This is a genomic window from Acinetobacter sp. I-MWF (assembly GCF_025433935.1).
Lineage (GTDB): Bacteria > Pseudomonadota > Gammaproteobacteria > Pseudomonadales > Moraxellaceae > Acinetobacter > Acinetobacter guillouiae.
In genome coordinates, this window is the sequence record NZ_JAMBAR010000001.1 from 3102619 (window position 1) to 3122635 (window position 20017).

Annotated in this window: 16 protein-coding genes; 4 read left to right on the forward strand and 12 right to left on the reverse strand. The window is 37.9% G+C overall.

The annotated features are described in order from the left end of the window. Nucleotides 1–54: 54 nt before the first annotated feature. The gene (locus tag M2R48_RS14305) at nt 55–2088 is read right to left on the reverse strand and encodes an NADPH-dependent 2,4-dienoyl-CoA reductase (protein ID WP_004823046.1); all 2034 of its coding nucleotides are present in this window, start codon (nt 2086–2088) and stop codon (nt 55–57) included. Nucleotides 2089–2347: 259 nt separating this feature from the next. Between M2R48_RS14305 and M2R48_RS14310 the strand changes: the two genes are divergently transcribed. Further along, complete coding sequence (locus tag M2R48_RS14310; RefSeq protein ID WP_262086551.1) at nt 2348–3172, forward strand: hypothetical protein; 825 nt, start codon at nt 2348–2350, stop codon at nt 3170–3172. 127 nt (nt 3173–3299) lie between these two features. On the opposite strand, the gene dld is transcribed toward M2R48_RS14310, so the two are convergent. From dld to M2R48_RS14335, 5 genes are all read right to left on the reverse strand, one after another. Continuing rightward, a complete protein-coding gene (gene dld / locus M2R48_RS14315; RefSeq protein WP_262086552.1) occupies nt 3300–4997 on the reverse strand; it encodes a D-lactate dehydrogenase in 1698 nt (565 codons plus the stop codon). A gap of 312 nt (nt 4998–5309) precedes the next feature. Next, a complete protein-coding gene (gene lldD / locus M2R48_RS14320; protein WP_004823052.1) occupies nt 5310–6464 on the reverse strand; it encodes an FMN-dependent L-lactate dehydrogenase LldD in 1155 nt (384 codons plus the stop codon). Nucleotides 6465–6466: 2 nt separating this feature from the next. Next, nucleotides 6467–7210: a transcriptional regulator LldR gene (gene lldR / locus M2R48_RS14325; protein ID WP_166782099.1), complete on the reverse strand. Its 744-nt coding sequence runs from the start codon at nt 7208–7210 to the stop codon at nt 6467–6469. Between the two features lie 30 nt (nt 7211–7240). Further along, entirely contained in the window at nt 7241–8911 is a 1671-nt protein-coding gene (lldP, locus tag M2R48_RS14330; RefSeq protein WP_171066957.1) for an L-lactate permease, read from the reverse strand. A 566-nt stretch (nt 8912–9477) separates the two neighbouring features. Further along, complete coding sequence (locus tag M2R48_RS14335; protein ID WP_262086553.1) at nt 9478–10395, reverse strand: DMT family transporter; 918 nt, start codon at nt 10393–10395, stop codon at nt 9478–9480. Between the two features lie 152 nt (nt 10396–10547). Here M2R48_RS14335 and M2R48_RS14340 point away from each other — a divergent pair, with 152 nt between their 5' ends. Next, nucleotides 10548–11399, forward strand: a complete 852-nt coding sequence (locus M2R48_RS14340) for a LysR family transcriptional regulator (protein WP_262086554.1) — start codon at nt 10548–10550, stop codon at nt 11397–11399. 65 nt (nt 11400–11464) lie between these two features. Here the strand turns inward: M2R48_RS14340 and M2R48_RS14345 are convergent, their stop codons facing one another. Next, nucleotides 11465–11791, reverse strand: a complete 327-nt coding sequence (locus M2R48_RS14345) for a hypothetical protein (protein WP_262086555.1) — start codon at nt 11789–11791, stop codon at nt 11465–11467. Nucleotides 11792–12058: 267 nt separating this feature from the next. On the opposite strand from M2R48_RS14345, the gene argG reads away from it, so the two are divergent. Continuing rightward, a complete protein-coding gene (gene argG / locus M2R48_RS14350) occupies nt 12059–13402 on the forward strand; it encodes an argininosuccinate synthase (protein ID WP_004724905.1) in 1344 nt (447 codons plus the stop codon). A 79-nt stretch (nt 13403–13481) separates the two neighbouring features. On the opposite strand, the gene M2R48_RS14355 is transcribed toward argG, so the two are convergent. The 4 genes from M2R48_RS14355 to icd form a co-directional block, all read right to left on the reverse strand. Next, on the reverse strand, nt 13482–13712 hold the full coding sequence (locus tag M2R48_RS14355; RefSeq protein WP_262086556.1) for a hypothetical protein: 231 nt from the start codon (nt 13710–13712) through the stop codon (nt 13482–13484). Between the two features lie 288 nt (nt 13713–14000). Further along, the gene (locus M2R48_RS14360; protein ID WP_056513617.1) at nt 14001–14357 is read right to left on the reverse strand and encodes a hypothetical protein; all 357 of its coding nucleotides are present in this window, start codon (nt 14355–14357) and stop codon (nt 14001–14003) included. 166 nt (nt 14358–14523) lie between these two features. Continuing rightward, complete coding sequence (locus M2R48_RS14365) at nt 14524–15015, reverse strand: DUF2867 domain-containing protein (protein WP_262086557.1); 492 nt, start codon at nt 15013–15015, stop codon at nt 14524–14526. A 208-nt stretch (nt 15016–15223) separates the two neighbouring features. Continuing rightward, nucleotides 15224–16480 carry an NADP-dependent isocitrate dehydrogenase gene (gene icd / locus M2R48_RS14370; protein WP_096734735.1) on the reverse strand — a complete coding sequence of 419 codons (1257 nt, stop codon included), beginning with the start codon at nt 16478–16480 and terminating at the stop codon, nt 15224–15226. Between the two features lie 803 nt (nt 16481–17283). Between icd and M2R48_RS14375 the strand changes: the two genes are divergently transcribed. Beyond that, nucleotides 17284–18576, forward strand: a complete 1293-nt coding sequence (locus M2R48_RS14375) for an MFS transporter (protein ID WP_004823065.1) — start codon at nt 17284–17286, stop codon at nt 18574–18576. A gap of 272 nt (nt 18577–18848) precedes the next feature. Here the strand turns inward: M2R48_RS14375 and M2R48_RS14380 are convergent, their stop codons facing one another. Then, nucleotides 18849–19943 carry a DUF6670 family protein gene (locus tag M2R48_RS14380; protein ID WP_262086558.1) on the reverse strand — a complete coding sequence of 365 codons (1095 nt, stop codon included), beginning with the start codon at nt 19941–19943 and terminating at the stop codon, nt 18849–18851. Between the last annotated feature and the right edge of the window lie 74 nt (nt 19944–20017).

Genomic DNA, 20017 nt, shown 5'->3' on the forward strand with positions numbered 1-20017 from the left:
AATAGACTTAAACCATTCAAATGCATATTGTTTCATCAAAATAGATGATTTTGATTAAAGTTTAGCTGCTATTTCAGCACCTTCACGAATCGCACGCTTTGCATCAAGCTCACCAGCCAATTTTGCACCACCAATAATATGGTAATTTGCTAAAGTTGATTCACCCTCTTGAGGCATTAAGTCCTTAACGGATTCCTGACCTGCACACACCACAATCGTATCGACTCGTAACAATTGATCATGACCATTGCTTTCAATCCATAATCCTTCATTGGTGACAGACTTGTATTGAACGCCACGCATCATTCTTACCGCATGTTTTTTCAATTGTGCACGGTGTACCCAACCCGAGGTTTTACCTAAACCAATACCCAGAGGTGTGGTTTTACGTTGCATCAAATATATCTGACGAATTGGTTGCTCTACTTCAGCAGGAACAAAACCACCTTCAGTCATATAGTTTGGATTTGGGTCTACACCCCACTCGCGTTGCCAATCCGCCAAGGGTTGTGGTTGCGGCTGATGCTCAGGTTTTAATAAATATTCCGACACATCAAAACCAATACCACCTGCACCAACAACAGCGACTCTGTTACCAACAGGTGCGCCACGCAAGACTTCCGCATAAGACAATACTTGCGGTGCGTTACTGCCTTCAATATTTAGACCCCGTGGAATCACACCTGTTGCGATCACCACATCATCAAAACCTTCACGTTCTAATTGCTCACGATTCACTTTAGTATTTAAACGTAAATCCACACCAGTTTTTTCAATCTGAACCTTAAAATAACGTATGGTTTCATGGAATTCTTCTTTACCTGGTACAACTTTAGCAAGGTTAAACTGCCCACCGACCTCAGTAGAGGCTTCAAACAGAGTCACCTGATGTCCACGACTTGCCGCAATAGTAGCTGCTGACATTCCAGCAACACCACCGCCAACAACTGCAATTTTCTTCGGTTTTTTTGTTTTAAGATAAACCAGTTCAGTTTCATGCGCTGCTCGTGGGTTCACCAAACAACTTGCACGCTTATTTTGAAAACTATGATCTAAACAGGCTTGGTTACATGCAATACAAGTATTGATTTCATCAACACGATTGGTTGCGGTTTTACTTACCCAAAAAGCATCTGCCAATAATGGGCGCGCCATTTGCACCATATCAGCTTTACCTGCTGCCAAAATTTCCTCAGCAGTATCAGGCATATTAATTCGATTGGAAGCAATGACAGGTACAGCGACATGCTTTTTCACTTCTGCGGTGTAATCTACAAATGCAGCACGCGGTACGGAAGTTACAATTGTGGGTACACGTGCTTCATGCCAACCAATCCCGGTATTGAGTAAAGTAATACCTGCTTTTTCTAATGCCTGTGCAACAGTGATCACTTCATCCATGGTATTACCGTCATGGACCAAATCGAGCATCGACAAACGGAAGCAAATAATAAATTTTTCACCAACTTTGGCACGAATCGCTTTTACAATTTCGACTGCCAAACGCATACGGTTTTCAATTGGCCCGCCCCAACGATCTTCACGTTGGTTAACATGGCGACTTAAAAATTGATTCAGTAAATAGCCTTCTGAACCCATAATCTCTACGCCATCATAACCCGCCTTTTTTGCCAGACTAGCAGTTTCAGCATAATCTTGAATGGTTTCAAGAATCAGTTTGTCACTCATCTGACGTGGTTTAAACATCGAAATCGGTGATTTGATTGGGCTTGAAGACACAACAAATGGTTGATAACCATAACGCCCTGCATGCAGAATTTGCATCAGAATTTTTGCACCATGCTTATGTACAGCATGTGTGACTAAACGGTGTGGTGCAATATCACCTAAAGTATTCATCGTACCACCGGCTGGCAACAACCAACCTTGGCGGTTTGGGGAAATCCCCCCTGTAATAATTAGCCCAACACCACCTTTGGCACGTTCTCCAAAATATGCAGCAAGTTTTGGGTAGTTATAAAAACGATCTTCTAAACCTGTGTGCATTGAACCCATCACGACACGATTTTTAATAGTCGTAAATCCCAGATGGAGTGGTTTTAAGATATTTGCATAGCTATTTGTCATGATGAATCCTTTAAGTTTGGCTTTGCAACTTGTTGCATACTACTTTATCGAGTTTTATTTTTTTTTTGATGACAATTTTTGATATTTTCATCGTACATAGTGTCAATTCTATCTGTCTTACCCACAGCGAGAAGCAACACATCTTGATATGACTCAAAAGAAAAGTGTTATACAGTTTTATAACAATCTTCTGTGTCAATTTTCGTTATTTTGCAATATAACTGCTGAATAAAAGTAAATAAGAAAAGGCATCAACCTTATGAGCCACCCAGTATTTTTAACCAGTTCTACCTTTAGCCATATGCCAAGAGGTAGTCAAAATCAATGGGCAGAGTTTTTTCAAAGTGCATCTTTTGAACTCGAAGCAAATGCATTCATTCCGATTTTATGGTTTATGCTGTTTAAGCAAGAAAATATTTTCTGGACAAGATATATAGATGATCTTGATATCAACGATGAACGTAACCAAGTTGATCTTGAAGAACGCCAAGAGGACTTTGGTGAGAGTCAGTATGCTTATTTAGTTATTGATCAACAGCAAGCACTCGTCAATTTAGCAGCGCGTAAACCCTTATTTATAGAAATTTTTGGTGCAGAAAATAGCTATCATTTTGATGACTTTAAATCTTTAATCGAACAACATTATCCTGAGTACATTTTATTACGCACCAGTGGTTTACCCTTGGATTTAAATGATGCCCATTTCTTAACCCAATTGCTACAACACATTGAAAATACAGCACAGGATCATTCACAACAAATTTCTTTTATTGAAATGCAACGTATTGAGCTTGCACGTTTTGATGATCATCCTTATTTCTTTTATGGTGTCAACCTGCATGCCCATATTCACGATTTAAATACCAAAGAAGACCCATCCACACCAGATCAAACTGACCCTGCTCCATCTCAACAAGCTTTAGCAACTTCTGGATTGGCGATTTGGGTTTGTACAGCGATCGTTACGATCTTAACTATTGCAATTTGGTTTACCACACAATCTGCACTCTACACGGTTGTTACCTTCTTTATCAGTGCTTTTGTACTTGGATTTATTTCCTCCAAATTAGGCGAACAGAAATAAAAAATAGCCATGCTTTTGCATGGCTATTTTCATTAAATAAATCAGTTCATTCATCTATTACTTTTTTAACAGACTGTTTATCTGATAAACCACCATAAACAAATCAAATTAACACGACGCAATATCATCACTTCCAGTATTTTAATTTACTGGTCTGCCCAATGCCGACATTAAAGCTATTGGTTGGATCAAGCTTTTGATAATGATTTTTTAAAGTAGGTTTCGCAATATATAAATGCCCTACATTGTGTTCCGCAGGATATTCTGCACCACGGTTATCCAGCAAATGCCACATCTGATGTTCCATCGCCAAAGGATCTACCCCTTTTTTGACAATATAATCTTGGTGAAACACATGGCAGAGGAAATGTCCGTAATACAATTTATGGGTAATTAAATCATCCATCTCTTGAGGTAAAGTCTCCACCCATTCACGGTCGTTACGGCGTAAAGCAATATCCAGCGCAACAATATCTTCAACTTCCGAACGATGCGTATCACGATAGCGAATTGCCGCACCTGCCACTGCGAAACGATGTAAAAAAGCCTTACGCCCTTCTTCATCCGTACAACGGAAAAAATCACCTGATGTTTTATGTTGAAAATAATCTTTTAAAAAAAGTTCAACTTGCTCAACATCCTGATTTTCGATACGAATCATCAAATGATGTTCATATAAATCACGAAACCTATTCATCCGTTTTGGCAAATGATTGGGCAATAGCTTAGTCACCAGCTGTAACATCTTATCAGACAAACTGCGTAAGCCTATTTTTTCGAGATACCCATCCACCTTATCTTTTAATGCAAATGCAGCAGGCACTTTTGCCGTACCAAATTTCTCAATAAACATAAAGGTATCCTTGCCATATTCAGCACCGATATCATAGGCAACACGATGAATGTATTCACCCGCAATCGGTAATCTTGGCAAATCTTTGAGTAAGAAACGGCGGATTTCCGTCAAATCATCATGTGAGTTGGTCCCCACATAAAATACCTGACTTGGAATTTTTTCAAAGGTGTCTAAACGTACGGCAAAGACACAGACTTTACCCGCAGAACCTGAAGCTTCAAATAAACGTGATGGATCCGCATTGAAGCGTGCAGGTGTATTTTCATCAACCTGTTTAACATCATGTGCATAACGATGATCAGAAGCACAACAACTCGCATTATTAATAACATCATTGAGTTGATAGTTTTTATTTTCGAGTTTTGTCAAAATTTCTTCAGGTGTGTCACCCAGATTCACCCCCAAGTGATTGACCAACTCTAACTCACCTGACGCATTGACCTGTGCATAAAGTGCCAGTTCAGTATATGCAGGACCTCGGCGGACCAATGCTCCACCTGAGTTATTACATATTCCACCTAAAACCGATGCACCAATACAAGATGAACCAATCACTGAATGCGGCTCACGATTATAGTGTGCCAACTCTTTTTCAAGACGATCTAAGGTTGCACCAGGTAAGCAAATCACTTGCTGACCTTGGTTAATCACTTGGATACCCGCCAAACGACGTGTACTCATTAAAATAACGGGTCGGTCGTAATCATCACCAAAAGGTGTTGAACCACCCGTAAGGCCAGTATTTGCAGCTTGCATAATCACAATACAGTCCGCATTTACAGCAGCTTGTAGCACTTGCCATTGTTCAAACAAAGTTCCGGGAACCACAACAGCCAGCACTTGCCCTGAGCCATAACGACGACCCTGACGATACAAGCGGGTAGCATGATCATGGGTTAAAACGTGTTGCTGACCGACGATGTTGATCAATTGCTGAATGGTGTGTTGTGAATCAATATTAGATTGCATTTTCCCTATCCTATTGATGAACCCTTATTCAATCTCATTCAATAAGGCATTCATTCCGACAGCGTTTTTTTCAATATTATTTGTATTGAGAGATCAACGATCAGTTCAAACTACTTTTTTTGATGAAAAGTAGCTTGAACCATGCTCATCCGAAAACTCGTTAAATCACATCTTTTCATTTGATGCTTTGTAAATACATCATGTTATAAGGTTGTTCTGCCTCAAAGCACTACAGATGAAATTTGCATGGATGACATTTGCGTCTATCAAATTGAACACTGTTATTTAGCTTGATGAAGTATCAAAAATACATCACGCGTCCAATGCTTTGTCTAACTTGACTAAACAATCAGCATTAATGTCTGCAATTGTTTTGGCACCTGTCAAAGTCATTGCGACACGCATTTCTTTGTCAATTAACTCAAGCAGATTAGAAACGCCTGCACCACCTGCTGCCCCTAATGCATAGACAAAAGCACGTCCGAGCATGCAGGTATCTGCACCCAATGCCAGCATACGAACCACGTCCAAACCATTACGAATACCAGAGTCAGCAAGGATTTTAATATCCCCTTTGACGGCATCTGCAATTGGCGGAAGCGCACGCGCAGACGATAAGACACCATCTAACTGACGACCACCATGGTTTGATACAACAATACCATCGGCACCGAAACGTACTGCATCTTTGGCATCTTCAGGATCAAGGATCCCCTTAATCACCATCGGGCCATCCCAAAATTCACGAATCCACTCAAGGTCTTTCCATGAAATAGACGGGTCAAAGTTATTGCCCAACCAACCGATATAATCTTCAAGTCCAGTCGGCTTTCCTAAGTATTTGGAAATATTGCCTAAATCATGTGGACGACCCAGCAAACCGACATTCCAAGCCCAATGCGGATGGAAACACGACTGCATATAACGACGCATCGCGGCATTTGGACCACTCATACCAGAATGTGCATCACGATAGCGCGCACCAGGTACAGGCATATCAACAGTAAACACCAAGGTTGAACAGCCCGCAGCTTTGGCTCGCTCTAAAGCATTTTTCATAAAGCCACGATCACGTAGCACATATAACTGAAACCACATTGGGCGGTTAATTGCTGGTGCAACTTCCTCAATCGGGCAAACAGATACGGTCGACAAGGTAAAAGGAATGCCCTTTTTATCTGCTGCCACGGCAGCTTGAACCTCACCACGGCGTGCATACATCCCTGTTAATCCAACAGGAGACAACGCAACAGGCATAGATAAAGTTTCATCAAACAATTTTGTTTCTAGGCTTAACTGAGACATGTCATTTAAAACACGTTGCCTTAAAGCGATTTTTGATAAATCTTCTACATTTCGTTTTAGTGTATATTCCGCATATGCACCACCATCAATATAATGAAAAAGAAATGGGGGTAAACGACGTCGCGCGGCTTCACGATAGTCATTCGCAGAAGAAATAATCATGCTCATATCCTGTTTAATCGGCTCGCACGCTGACGACGGGCTTCTTCCTCATCAATCATACGCACTTGCTGTACTACAAATTCTATATGTCCACAGACTGCATCTCTTGCAGCATCTGGATCATGACGTTCAATTGCATCCATCACTTTAAAATGCTGATCATGCAATTGATCAAATCGATGTGTTTCTGAGTACACTTTGCGTCTACCCAAGAGCACGTTAAACTGCAACAGATCAAAAACGCCTCGCATCATCTGAATCAACACTAAATTGTGCGATGCTTCAGCAATCGCCAAATGAAATTTAGCATCGGCAAGTGAAGCTTGCTCATCATCTCCAATCGACTGAAAATATGAAATCTGATCATAATATTCGCGAATCTGAGCCAGATCTTTAGGGGTTGCACGTTGTGCCGCATACCAAGCTGAACCACCCTCAAGGATTGTTCGCGCCTCTTGCACATCAAAACGATATGCTGGATCTTCATCAATCAAATTACTTAAAGATTCAACAATCTGGTTTTGCGACCAGTTCACGGGGATTTGTTGTAAATAGGTCCCCGCCCCGCCTTTGCTGACCAGCATTCCAGTACTGGTCAGTTGAGAAATCGCTTCTCTTAAAGAGGAACGTGATACGCCCAATTGTTCACATAACTTTCGTTCAGCAGGTAAACGTTCTCCGACTTGCATGTTTTTTTCTTCAATTAACATACGAAGGCTTTGTACCACTTTGTCAGAGACTTTCATCTGCTTTCCTCATTCAGTGACGTTTTATGCTCATGGAATCATCCATGGGAACACATAAGCTTGTAGTGTAATAATAATACCGATCATTACAGTAAACGTTATACTGTGTTTAACCGTAAAACGGAACAGATCAGACTCTTTACCTACCAACCCCACCGCCGCACATGCAATTGCAATTGATTGAGGAGAAATCATTTTCCCAGTGACACCACCACTGGTATTTGCAGCAACCAGTAATACTTCTGGGACACCAATTTGTTGTGCAGTGGTGGCTTGTAATGCCCCGAACAAAGCATTTGCAGAAGTATCCGAACCTGTAAGGAATACACCTAACCATCCTAAGAATGGAGAGAAGAATGTAAATGCTTGACCCGTATGTGCCAATGCCAAAGCCAAGGTTGCAGACATTCCTGAATAGTTAGCAATAAAAGCAAATGCCAACACCATACCAATCGAATAAATTGGAATTTTTAATTCATTAATGGTTTCAGCAAAAGTAACTACTGCTTCTTTTGGCTTCATTTTTAAGAAAATAATAGTAATGATTGCAGCAATAATAATTGCGGTACCCGTCGCTGAGAACCAATCAAATTTATAAATTGCATCATAGTCTTTTACTTCAGCAACAACAGGCGGCATCTTTTGAATCATTTGATGCAAATATGGCACTTTGATAGAAATCACTAAATCATGTAGTGCACCATCTTTGGTAAATAAATCCTTAAATGGTTTTACACTCCAGATCGTAACCATCACAGTTAAAATCGCAAATGGAGACCACGCTTTGGCAATTTGAGCAAGGCTATATTTCTGCTGTTTTTGTGCAGCAAGATTTTCGCTCATGCTGTCATCTTCATTTGCAAAACGGAAGATATGCTTTGGCTGCCAATATTTTAATAAAATCGTTAATGAAACCAGAGACGCAATTGAAGCGGTAATATCGGGTAATTCTGGACCCACAAAGTTTGAAGTCAAATATTGTGCAAGCGCAAAAGAACCACCACCGACAATCACAGCTGGCCAGGTTTCTTTTACACCACGCCAACCATCCATAATTGCCATGATCCAGAACAGCACAATTGGAACCATAAATGGCAACTGACGTCCAACCATCTGACTGATTTCCATTGTTTCTACACCAGAAACCTGTCCAGCCACAATAATTGGAATCCCCATTGCACCAAATGCCACAGGTGCTGTATTCACAATCAAACATAGACCAGCCGCATAAAGTGGTTTAAAACCAAGCCCCACCAATAACGCAGCGGTAATCGCAACAGGTGCACCAAAACCAGCAGCACCTTCCAAGAAAGTACCGAAAGCAAAGCCAACAAAAAGCATTTGCAGACGTTGATCTTCCGTAATCGACAAAATCGAAGAACGAATAATATCGAACTGCCCTGTTTTTACTGAAACTTTATATAGGAATACTGCACCAATAATGATCCAAGCAATTGGCCATAAACCATAAAAGAAACCATAGACCAATGATGCCAATGCCATCATCGTTGGCATTTGATAAGCAAATAATGAAACCAGTAAAGCCAATACAACTGTAATTGTCCCCGCAACACTTCCTTTCATGCGGAATACAGCAAGGGCTAAAAAGAAAAAGATAATTGGTATCAGCGCAATGGCACTGGATACCCAGATATTGCCCATCGGATCATAAATCTGTTGCCAATGTTGAAGCATTGTCATCTCCTTGAAATGCTTGCTAGAACGTGGAATGTCATTGGATCACCCATTTATTTCTCAATAATTGGTATGACCAATTTAATTTTCAATTAAAAAATTTTGCACTAACTGCCACCTAATATTAATTTTTGCTGATTTAAAGATCAATAGTTGGCACTCAATTAATTATTTTGGTATGACCAATATTGCAAGTATTTCAACCTATTTACAGACCAATCCTTCAGATTTCAGGGTATTCAAATCGAATAATTCAATTGTTTTATATTGTATTTTTTTAAATTAAATTAATTTTCTACAACTTTAGTCGCATCCTATTCCTTAATGCACTTTTTAGCAACACTGATTTAAGTTTATTATCGGGTTTGGAAATACTGCAAAACCAAAATTAGTCAGACCAATTTAAAAATCAGTTAAAATAAGCGTTAAAGCATCGCCTTAAACAAACAAATATAAAAAACAGAAAAAAAAGCAAAACCAATAAATGTTCACTGATTTTGCTTTTTACTTTAATTGAAAATTATATAAATTTAATCAACTATAAATTAATTCAACAATGCCCATTCATTGATTTAACGATGCTCACAACTCAATAAGCTTGCAGGTTTTTTCTTGATTTTAAGGTTTAAAGAACTTGAAATAATTCCTGAACAAATAAATGCCGCACCGATAATAATGTTGATTGTAATCGGCTCATGCCAAAGCACATAACCAAAAAATAAACTTAGAATAGGAATACACATGATTGAAATAGACGCAACAAAGGTATCTACCTGACTCACAATCCAATTCCACAAGGCAAAGGCAAAACCAGTTCCAATCACAGCAATATAGAACAGGATTGAATCATTGAGCGGATTCATCCAAACTTTAACATCTACAGGTTCAAAAATTAAAGCGCCGATCAGAATCACCACCCCACCCATCAACAACTGCCAAAAGGTCAATTTGATTTTGTCATAAGTTGCAAAATTCTGTTTGATATAAACTGTGGTTAAAGCCCAGAAGAAGCCAGACAAGATTAAGAAAGCTTGACCAATTAACGATAAATTCAAATGAATATGATGTAATTGTGGCCAAAGAATCGCAACCAAGCCCAATGTGCCAAGAACCAACCCAATCATTTTTTGGCTATTTAAACGCTCATTTAAAATATAATGCGCCAATACACCAATAAAAATAGGCATAGTAAACACTAAAACCGCAGACAATCCTGAATCAACAAATTGCATGGCAAAGGTTTGTGTTGCATAAAAACCAATACAAATCATCAAACTTGAGATCATCAGTTTTTGCCATTCACCTTTTGCGGGTAAAACAGATTTTCTTAACAGTACTTGAACCAACATAAGGGTAAGCGCAGCTAAGATTAAACGCGTAGAAATAAATAAGAATGGCGGAAATATTTGCAAACTATGTTTGACCAATCCCCACAAAGATCCCCAGACGAGACACAATAATACAATTGCACCAATCACTCGAAGATTCATTTGCTGTACTCAACAGATGGAAAGTACATAGAGTATAGAAAATAAATGGCATCATGAATAATGCTATGTTTTAATGTATACATCATTTTTTTTGATGCTAAAGCAGGTGCTTTATTGTCAGTACTTATTCAATGCATTATTGAGGAATTAAAATGAATATCGATATGGGTGATATCAAATCATTTGTGACTGTTGCTGAACTAAAAAGCATTACCGCAGCAGCAAATAAACTCAATTATTTACAATCGAATATGACTGCAAAAATAAAAAAGATTGAAAATCACTATAAACGTCAACTATTCATCCGAAAACCCAAAGGTGTTGAGCTGACCGAATCAGGAATGAATTTATATCAGCAATACAAAAAAATGATCTTCACATGGGAAGAAACAGAAAATAAAATCTATCAGCAGGAAAAATATTTACGCTTTGGTACCAACACCAGTTTAGGCGGAATGCGTTTCTACCCGTCATTTAGCCAACTTTATGAAACCTACCCTGAGCTTTCAATCACTATGAAAACAGGTGCTACAGGCTATATTGAAGATGAAATTTTACGCGGAAACCTAGATATCGCTTATGTTTTAGGTCACCCAAAACAGAAAAATATTCAGTATATTCAAAAGGCAAATGATCAATTGGTGATTATTGGGAAAAATGTCATCAACCATGACAGCCTTGAAGACTGTCTCAATCATCAAAATATTTTACTTGCCTCAGAAGAATGCTGTTATGCAACCACTTTAGATCATATTTATACAGATTATCATTTAACCAAAGGTGAATTAACCCATATTTATGATCATGAAGCCTTAGTCAATTTCACTCAATTGGGTATGGGAATTTCAATGATTGCAAAGTCACTGATAAAAAAATTTAATATTCAATATTATCGAGAAACACCCGAACAATATCGAGATATTGGATTCTATCTGATTGCACGAAGTGAACATGTATTTACTCCGATTGAAAAGCAGTTTATTGGTTTAAATGATCAGCTATGATCCTGAACAAATCAGATATATTGGATTAACTCTATACATCCAATTTATCTTACTTTTAACATAGGTCAATCCGCAGCCTGCCATTTGGCCTTACGCACATTCAGCAAAATCAGCAGCCCTATACAAGTACCTATTGGAAATCCAATCAAGAATAAAAATCCAATAATGGTAGACATCAATCTCCCTATTTCACTCCCTTTTTCAACTTCAATAGCGGCTTTATAATGTAAGTATGCCAAACCAAACAACACCGCAAAAGCAAATACTACACCTACAAAACCAGTGGAATTACCCCCCGAAGTTAGTGCACAGAAAATTAATATAAGCAACAAAATACCGTAAAAGCCAAACAAAGTATTATGCGTATAGTAGAGCGTTTTATTTAATTGCATAGGATTAAAAGTTTTTAATAATTAGAAAATTATATCAATTTATTAAATTTCACATCTCGTTAATTTGACTTTTCTTATAAGTCTTTAAATGAGGTGCATGAGTCATTTAAGTAAATTAATTTTGCTCTATAAATTGTTATTTTTTTCAATGTTAACCTTCAAATCCAATAAAACATTGATTGAAAAAGTGCTACAATAGTGCGTTTATAAAATTCTCTTTGGCCACCCATGTATGTGGTGCCTCTTTCGAAATAGTTAGGACGAGCAATGACTGATAATGCAACGATCTTGCAGAATGTACCAGTAGGCAAAAAAGTGGGTATCGCCTTTTCTGGTGGTCTAGATACTTCAGCAGCTTTATTGTGGATGAAACAAAAAGGCGCAGAACCTTATGCTTATACAGCAAACTTAGGTCAACCTGATGAAGATGACTACGATGCAATTCCGCGTAAAGCTGAAAACTACGGTGCTGTAAAAGCCCGATTGGTTGACTGCCGCTTACAACTTGCATTGGAAGGTATTGCTGCAATTCAATGTGGTGCATTCCATATCAGCACTGGTGGTGTTCCTTATTTCAACACAACACCATTAGGTCGTGCAGTAACAGGTACAATGCTTGTTACAGCAATGAAAGAAGATGATGTTAATATTTGGGGTGATGGTTCAACCTATAAAGGGAACGATATTGAACGTTTCTATCGTTATGGTTTATTAACCAACCCTGCACTTAAAATTTACAAACCTTGGTTAGATCAGCAATTTATTGATGAATTAGGCGGTCGCGCTGAAATGTCACAATTCTTGATCGACAATGGTTTTGATTACAAAATGTCGAAAGAGAAAGCCTATTCAACAGATTCAAACATGTTGGGTGCAACTCACGAAGCGAAAGATCTTGAATACCTCAATGCAGGCATCAAAATCGTTGAGCCAATTATGGGCGTTGCGTTCTGGAAAGAAGACGTAAAAGTTGAAGCTGAAGAAGTTTCTGTAACGTTTGAAGAAGGCTTCCCAGTTGCATTAAATGGCAAACGTATTGAAGACCCTGTTGAATTCATTCTTGAAGCCAACCGTATTGGTGGTCGTCATGGTCTAGGTATGTCTGACCAAATCGAAAACCGTATTATTGAAGCAAAATCTCGTGGCATCTATGAAGCTCCGGGAATGGCGCTTCTTCATATTGCTTATGAACGTCTTGTAACTGGTATTCATAACGAAGACACTATTGAACAATATCGTATCAATGGTTTACGTCTAGGTCGTTTATTGTACCAAGGTCGTTGGTTTGATTCGCAAGCATTGATGCTCCGTGAAACAGCACAACGCTGGGTTGCTAAAGCAATCTCGGGTACTGTGACTTTAGAACTTCGTCGTGGTAATGACTACACGATTATGAACACTGAATCAGAGAACCTCACTTATGAAGCTGAGCGTTTAACCATGGAAAAAGGTGATTCAATGTTTAGTCCTGCTGATCGTATCGGCCAATTAACTATGCGTAATCTTGATATCACGGATACCCGCGCAAAACTTGGTATTTATACCAATACTGGTTTATTGGCTGTTGGTACAGGATCTGCGATCCCTCAGTTGAAAGACAAAAATAAATAATTTTTGATGAAAAACAAAACCGCCAAATTTGGCGGTTTTTTAGCTTTAGTCTTTGTGATTTTTCATTAACGATCGTTTATCAAGACACTGCATTTTTACTTTCAGGCTGCGATAAGTTTCGTTGCTCTAATTTTTGCTGTTGTTTTTGCAACTCAATCTTTTCAGCATGTTCTTGGCGAATTTGATCATATTCCCGTTTGGTTTCAGCATCACTTTTAGCCGCAAGAAAAGCCATTCCAACTAAAAATACTGGAAATAACAATGCTAATGTCGCAAAGATATAAAATTTTTTCGAACTTGTCTGTGACATAAATTCAAGGCTTTAAATAAATTTAACTAGGCTGGTTAATATAACAGAATATTCCCATCCAATACATTACTCGCCTACAGCCATAGGATTACAATCCTCTATTTATTTAAAGCGAGAAACTTACCTAAAAAGCATATTACCTTGTGATTTAGAAGCTTCAGCAATCACTTCCAACAATACCCTTCATCAATCAAGTTATTGTTTTATATTGAGCTTATTCCCAAAGCTATTTCAATAAAAACCAGTTGCCCATAAAACAAAAACGGTCTAAGCAAATTTAAAAAACAATTAACGATTTTTCGTTTGTTTATAAGCTTCTTGCGCTATAGCCAAACTTTTCTTTTTGCCTTCAACAGTATCTGGAATCTCATTAGATGTTCCATTACCAGAATGGCGTTGCAGGTGTTGCTGTTGAGAATACTGATGCATTTCAGACTGAGTTTTTTGTTGCTGTATCGAAGTTTGGTTTGCAGTTCGTTGGGTTAATTTTTGTTGAAGTTGTTGCTGTGGATTTATAATAGCAGTTCCAGCACAGGGTCTAGATTGATAAGTTACTGAACCTTTTACCACACATTTGTGTACGTCTTTAGCAAATACATGATGAGAAATCCCTAAAGCTAAGATAACCAACAATACTTTTTTCACAACCAACACTCCATTTAAGTTTCAACAAAATATCAATAAATGATTTAAATTGCTATTTACACAGGAGTTTTCTTATTTACAGAAGTTTTCATCTACAATTAAGGTATAAATATGACTTTTTTTGCCAAGTTTTACAGCATTTTGTCATAGTTCAAATCCTTGAGTTTCAAGATTTAATTTGAAGGTTTTTAAGTGATTGCTGAACAATAAAACCATGAACCAAAGAAACAGGCAGCATATAAATTTTCCCAAAAAGATTATATGTCACTACACTGGTACATATCGTTAATTCATTTCTAAGCTCATCATATTCCTCGATTTGTAAAGCCAGCAATACACTCAAATGCTTATCTGTTGACTGTAAAAAAAGCTCACGATCAGAAACTTTAACCACATCAAAAAAATCTGCTTTCCCACCAACTTGAAGTGGTTTAGTTGATTCACCAAAGCCTTGAATAGGTTGCACACCACCTAAATGCCGGCTTAAAAAATCCCTTAGCTTAAACGCAGCCCTCAACCAAACTGGCGGCTTACTGGTCATTAGATAATAGGCTTGAGTACTGGTAAGATTTTTATCAATATATTGCTTGGCTTCATGTAAAAAATTTAATTGATCAAGCGGAGCAACCAAAGTTTGTGGATCTCTTTCTATATTCAATCAATCAACCCCTTAAAATATAATTAATATTTTTTAAATAGATACTAAAAACAGTCTACAGTAATCAGTTGTTGGTGCAATTACTCACATCCTAAAGTTTAATAAATATACTTAGATTCTAGAATAAAATAGCCAAACTATAAATAACAAAAAGGTCTGCACTTGGCAGACCTTTGACTATACTGACTTTAGTGCGTCTAACTTTTAATTAGCTATCCATGTTATCAATGATTGCTTGACCGAATTCAGAACAACGAAGCAATGTTGCTCCTGGCATCAAGCGCTCAAAGTCATAGGTGACAGTTTTCGCAGCAATCGCTCCCGACACCCCTTGAATAATCAAATCGGCAGCTTCAATCCACCCCATATCACGAAGCATCATTTCCGCAGAAAGAATGATAGAGCCCGGATTGACCTTATCTTGGCCTGCATATTTTGGTGCCGTACCGTGAGTTGCTTCATATACAGAAATTGCACCACCAATATTTGCACCTGGCGCAATACCAATACCACCTACTTCAGCTGCCAAGGCATCAGAAATATAGTCACCATTTAAGTTAAGTGTCGCAATCACAGAGTATTCAGAAGGACGCATTAAGATTTGCTGTAGGAAGGCATCTGCAATCACATCTTTAATAATGATCTCTTTACCCGTTCTTGGATTTTTAATTTTTACCCAAGGGCCGCCATCAATCAGCTCACCACCAAAACGATCAATTGCCAGTTCATAACCCCATTCTTTGAATGCACCTTCGGTATATTTCATAATGTTGCCTTTATGCACTAAAGTTACACTCGGCTTATCATTATCAATCGCAAACTGAATCGCTTTACGCACTAAACGCTGAGTACCTTCTTTCGATACAGGTTTAATACCAATCCCACAATTATCTTCAAAACGAATCTTGGTTACACCCATTTCTTCTTTTAAGAATTTAATGACTTTTTTCGCTTCAGGAGAATCCGCTTTCCATTCGATACCTGCATAGATATCTTCGGAATTTTCACGGAAAATCACCATGTCAGTCAATTCAGGATGTTGAACAGGTGACGGCACACCTTCAAACCAGCGTACAGGGCGCACACAAACGTAAAGGTCGAGTTCTTGGCGTAAAGCGACATTTAATGAACGAATACCACCGCCCACAGGCGTAGTTAATGGACCCTTAATCGAAACCACAAATTCCCGCAGTGCCTCAAAAGTTTCTTCAGGCATATATGTCCCGTAGATTTTATCTGCCTTTTCACCACAGTAAACTTCCATCCATTCGATCGAACGTTTGCCAGCATATGCTTTTTGAATTGCGGCATCTACAACAGCTTTCATGGCTGGAGTAATATCAACACCAATACCATCCCCTTCAATAAAAGGAATGATTGGATGATTTGGAACATTCAATGACAAGTCTGCATTTACAGTAATTTTGCTACCATCGGCAGGTACTACGATCTTCTGATAACCCATTGTTCAGGTTCTCCCTTTTATTATAGTTGGCAAATCCAAAATAATTGCCAAATAGACAATACTTCTAACCCTTCTTAGCGCATATCAGTCTAGTCTAATTCGTACATTTTTTGAGATTTATACGAGGAATAACAATATTTCTCTACTGAATAAAGCACAATGTTTCATTATTTAATATCACTCAAACCATCATTTTTTATATAAATCGACAAGCTCAATCACTCCAATGTTTAAAATAAAAGTATTAGCTTTACTTTTCCATACACATAAATTTTCCAAGAGTCAGATCTTTAAAAGTGAGAGCTACTATACGTTTACACTATAAACATGATTTCTAATTTTTTGATTTTATATTCGCCATTTAATTTAAAAATCTATAACATTTTGACAATAGATTGATGACCAAAGCAGCCACCTTAAAACCACAATATATTCTTATATTTCATTACATTAAATTATGCACCACAATAGATCACAAACAAAAACCGGTAATTTTATTTTTATTATTGGTATTTTTTACCATTGATTTATATTTAAAAAAAATAATTTCCACAAAATCACCATCAAGTTAAGATTAATTACAAAAGTAATTCACTTTTACTGTATGTTTTCACATGAATTTTAATGAAAAAATAAATCAAAATTCATTTTTTAATTCTTTCTGCCTATCCTAAGACCTCCAATCAAATTAACCATCTTTGCAATTATTATTTAGTCTTAAAATCTTTAACATTATTCCTGTTTTTCAAATCGTAATGAATTTTGAATTTATTGCGATTCAACCTATCTCATGGATGTAAATAATGGATAAAACTTACACTAAAGAAGAGAAGCGAGGTCGTATACGCGGTATCGTCGGCGCAGCTTCAGGAAACTTAGTAGAATGGTTTGATTTTTATATTTATGCTGTGTTTGCGGCATATTTCACTAAAGCATTAACTGCACCTGATATGGACTCCGGTACTCAAGCAATTTATGTGTGGGGTGTCTTTGCAGCCAGCTTCTTTATGCGACCAATTGGTAGCTGGGTTTTCGGACGAATTGCCGATAAACATGGCCGTAAAAAATCAATGGTCATTTCCATCTGTCTTATGGCAGTAAGCTCTTTCTTATTTGCCGCACTCCCAACCTACGAACAAGTTGGAATGGCAGCACCTTTCCTACTTTTACTTGTTCGCCTGCTACAAGGTTTATCTGTAGGTGGTGAATATGGTGCTGTAGCAACCTATATGAGTGAGCTTGGCTTAAAAGGTCAACGAGGCTTTTTTGCTTCTTTCCAGTATGTCACTTTGTCAGGTGGTCAGTTATTAGCAAGCTTGCTCGGTGTTATTATGTTGGCCTTCCTATCAGAGCAGCAATTGCTTGATGGCGGCTGGCGTATTCCTTTTGTCATTGGTGGTATTGCTGCAATTATCTCCCTACTTGCACGTAGCCGTTTGGAAGAAACATTATCTAGCGAAGACAGTGATAAAGAAGAATCTGGAAGCTTAAGTGAACTGTTTAAAAATCACTGGAAAACCTTCTTATTGGTTGTAGGTTATACCTCTGCGGGTTCTCTCACCTTCTATGTGATTACAGTATATTCAAAGACCTACCTCACCAATATGGGTGTAGATAGTAAAACTGTCGGATTCATTATGACAGCTTCACTCTTTATTTTTATGCTTGCACAACCTGTGTTTGGTGCTATTTCTGACCGCATTGGCCGTCGTGCTGCAATGCTTGCGTTCAGTGGTACTATGGCGATTTTCATCTATCCAGTCATGGTGATCTGGATGCCACATTTCAGTTATTCGCCATTGATGGTTGCTCTGTTACTTATTTTCCTCATGATGTTGCTCAGCTTCTATACCTCTATCAGCGGATTGGTTAAGGCAGAAATGTTCCCACCACATGTTCGTGCATTGGGTGTTGGTTTCTCTTACGCTGTGGGGAATGCAATCTTTGGTGGTTCTGCGCCATCTGTCGCACTACAGTTCAAAGCAGCAGGTATTGAAAGCACCTTCTTCCTTTATGTGATTGTCATGTTAGTGATCTGTTTCTTATGTAGTTTTAAATTACCGAAAGAACCTGAATATCTAAAACATGACCACTAAACAACATGATCAACCAACTAATAGCTTGTGATCACTGATTAAAACTTGAGATCTACGCTATTCAAAAAAGCTGTACTACCCAAAGGTGGTACAGCTTTTTTCAATCATAAGATTTAGGTTCATTGGATGTTGTTTGCAAGTTACGTTTAAATATTAGCCCTACCCATGTTTTAGCAAAAAAATCTACCTACCCCCAATCTCTTTTCTTCAATAGATCTAGCATTTTTGATCTTTCATTTTTTGGCTGTAAAAACAACTTGAAAAGATCATGATTAACGTCTATCAATATATTCCATATACCCACGACCTGTTATTTTTAAATCATTAAATTCACCTTCCCACGCATACGAAGTCACATAACCTGCGGCTAATCCAAAACAATATGGTGTATCCACAGTTGCATTGATTTCGAATATTTTTTTATGATCATGATATGCAATCCATTTAAACTGATCAGGCACTTGCATTGCATATCCATCAGGCGTTATTTCTTTATTGTCCTTAAACTTTGTGACCTCAAATACAATATCTCCATTGTATTGAATAGAACGACCACCAACATTTCGGTAATATACCGAGGTCAATATAGGCTGCGACTCATAACAAATCATCGCCAACAATAATTGCTGTTCTGTATCGATATTAATGACTTGATAGCTAAATATTTTTACTGGCAACTGAACATTCTCGGCTAACCATTTATTTTTAAGCATCGAAATCGCTACAGCTTTCCACGACTCAAGTGTACAAAGTCCTTGTACTTTTATACTCTTGTCTTTTTGAGTCAGAGTCCCCTCATATCTCATTAAAACACTGAAATGTTTATAAAATGGACCATAAGCAAACCAAGAAATTGCTTTTGTTGGCTGAAGTCGGATATTAACTTGCAAATCTTCTCTATTGCTGACTAAAAAATACCCTTTAGCATCGTCTTCATACAATATAGATTGGTCGTTAAAATTCACAGAAAAAGGATTCTGAGTAAATTTTATATCGTCTTGTACAGAATACGTTGTATAGGCCTCTTGTGTTGTAGACAAAGCCGTTCCATGCACTAAAGAGGCTGTATCACCTTTACCTCTAGGTGATATTTGATATTGCATATCTGTGATCGGAAATCCAACATATCCAATAACTGAAGCCCAAGATAAATAATTAAATGGTTCAGGCAAATCAGGAATCATTACGCCATAATGCGTACTTCCATATCGTTTATAGTCTACATGCGGACTTAGCTCATACTCTCTTGGTAACTTAGCTTGTCTTTCAGGATTAACTGCACCCAATAAAGCTCCTGATACCTTTGCAATCTTCTTGTGTATTTTTTCACTCATTCCCAATGGCGGCAGCTTGCTATTCACTTGCATGGTTTACCTATACGACTTCTTATATTCAGCATCCATCTTATAATTTGCCATTAAATTGTATATATCAATTAGAC

Excerpts from the sequence above, each read along its gene's own strand:
- M2R48_RS14380 (WP_262086558.1), bottom strand. The coding sequence starts at position 19,943 with ATGCAAGTGAATAGCAAGCTGCCGCCATTGGGAATGAGTGAAAAAATA.
- lldD (WP_004823052.1), bottom strand. The coding sequence starts at position 6,464 with ATGATTATTTCTTCTGCGAATGACTATCGTGAAGCCGCGCGACGTCGT.
- M2R48_RS14355 (WP_262086556.1), bottom strand. The coding sequence starts at position 13,712 with ATGTCACAGACAAGTTCGAAAAAATTTTATATCTTTGCGACATTAGCA.
- dld (WP_262086552.1), bottom strand. The coding sequence starts at position 4,997 with ATGCAATCTAATATTGATTCACAACACACCATTCAGCAATTGATCAAC.
- argG (WP_004724905.1), top strand. The coding sequence starts at position 12,059 with ATGACTGATAATGCAACGATCTTGCAGAATGTACCAGTAGGCAAAAAA.
- M2R48_RS14305 (WP_004823046.1), bottom strand. The coding sequence starts at position 2,088 with ATGACAAATAGCTATGCAAATATCTTAAAACCACTCCATCTGGGATTT.
- M2R48_RS14375 (WP_004823065.1), top strand. The coding sequence starts at position 17,284 with ATGGATAAAACTTACACTAAAGAAGAGAAGCGAGGTCGTATACGCGGT.
- M2R48_RS14340 (WP_262086554.1), top strand. The coding sequence starts at position 10,548 with ATGAATATCGATATGGGTGATATCAAATCATTTGTGACTGTTGCTGAA.
- icd (WP_096734735.1), bottom strand. The coding sequence starts at position 16,480 with ATGGGTTATCAGAAGATCGTAGTACCTGCCGATGGTAGCAAAATTACT.
- lldR (WP_166782099.1), bottom strand. The coding sequence starts at position 7,210 with ATGAAAGTCTCTGACAAAGTGGTACAAAGCCTTCGTATGTTAATTGAA.
- M2R48_RS14310 (WP_262086551.1), top strand. The coding sequence starts at position 2,348 with ATGAGCCACCCAGTATTTTTAACCAGTTCTACCTTTAGCCATATGCCA.
- lldP (WP_171066957.1), bottom strand. The coding sequence starts at position 8,911 with ATGACAATGCTTCAACATTGGCAACAGATTTATGATCCGATGGGCAAT.
- M2R48_RS14345 (WP_262086555.1), bottom strand. The coding sequence starts at position 11,791 with ATGCAATTAAATAAAACGCTCTACTATACGCATAATACTTTGTTTGGC.
- M2R48_RS14335 (WP_262086553.1), bottom strand. The coding sequence starts at position 10,395 with ATGAATCTTCGAGTGATTGGTGCAATTGTATTATTGTGTCTCGTCTGG.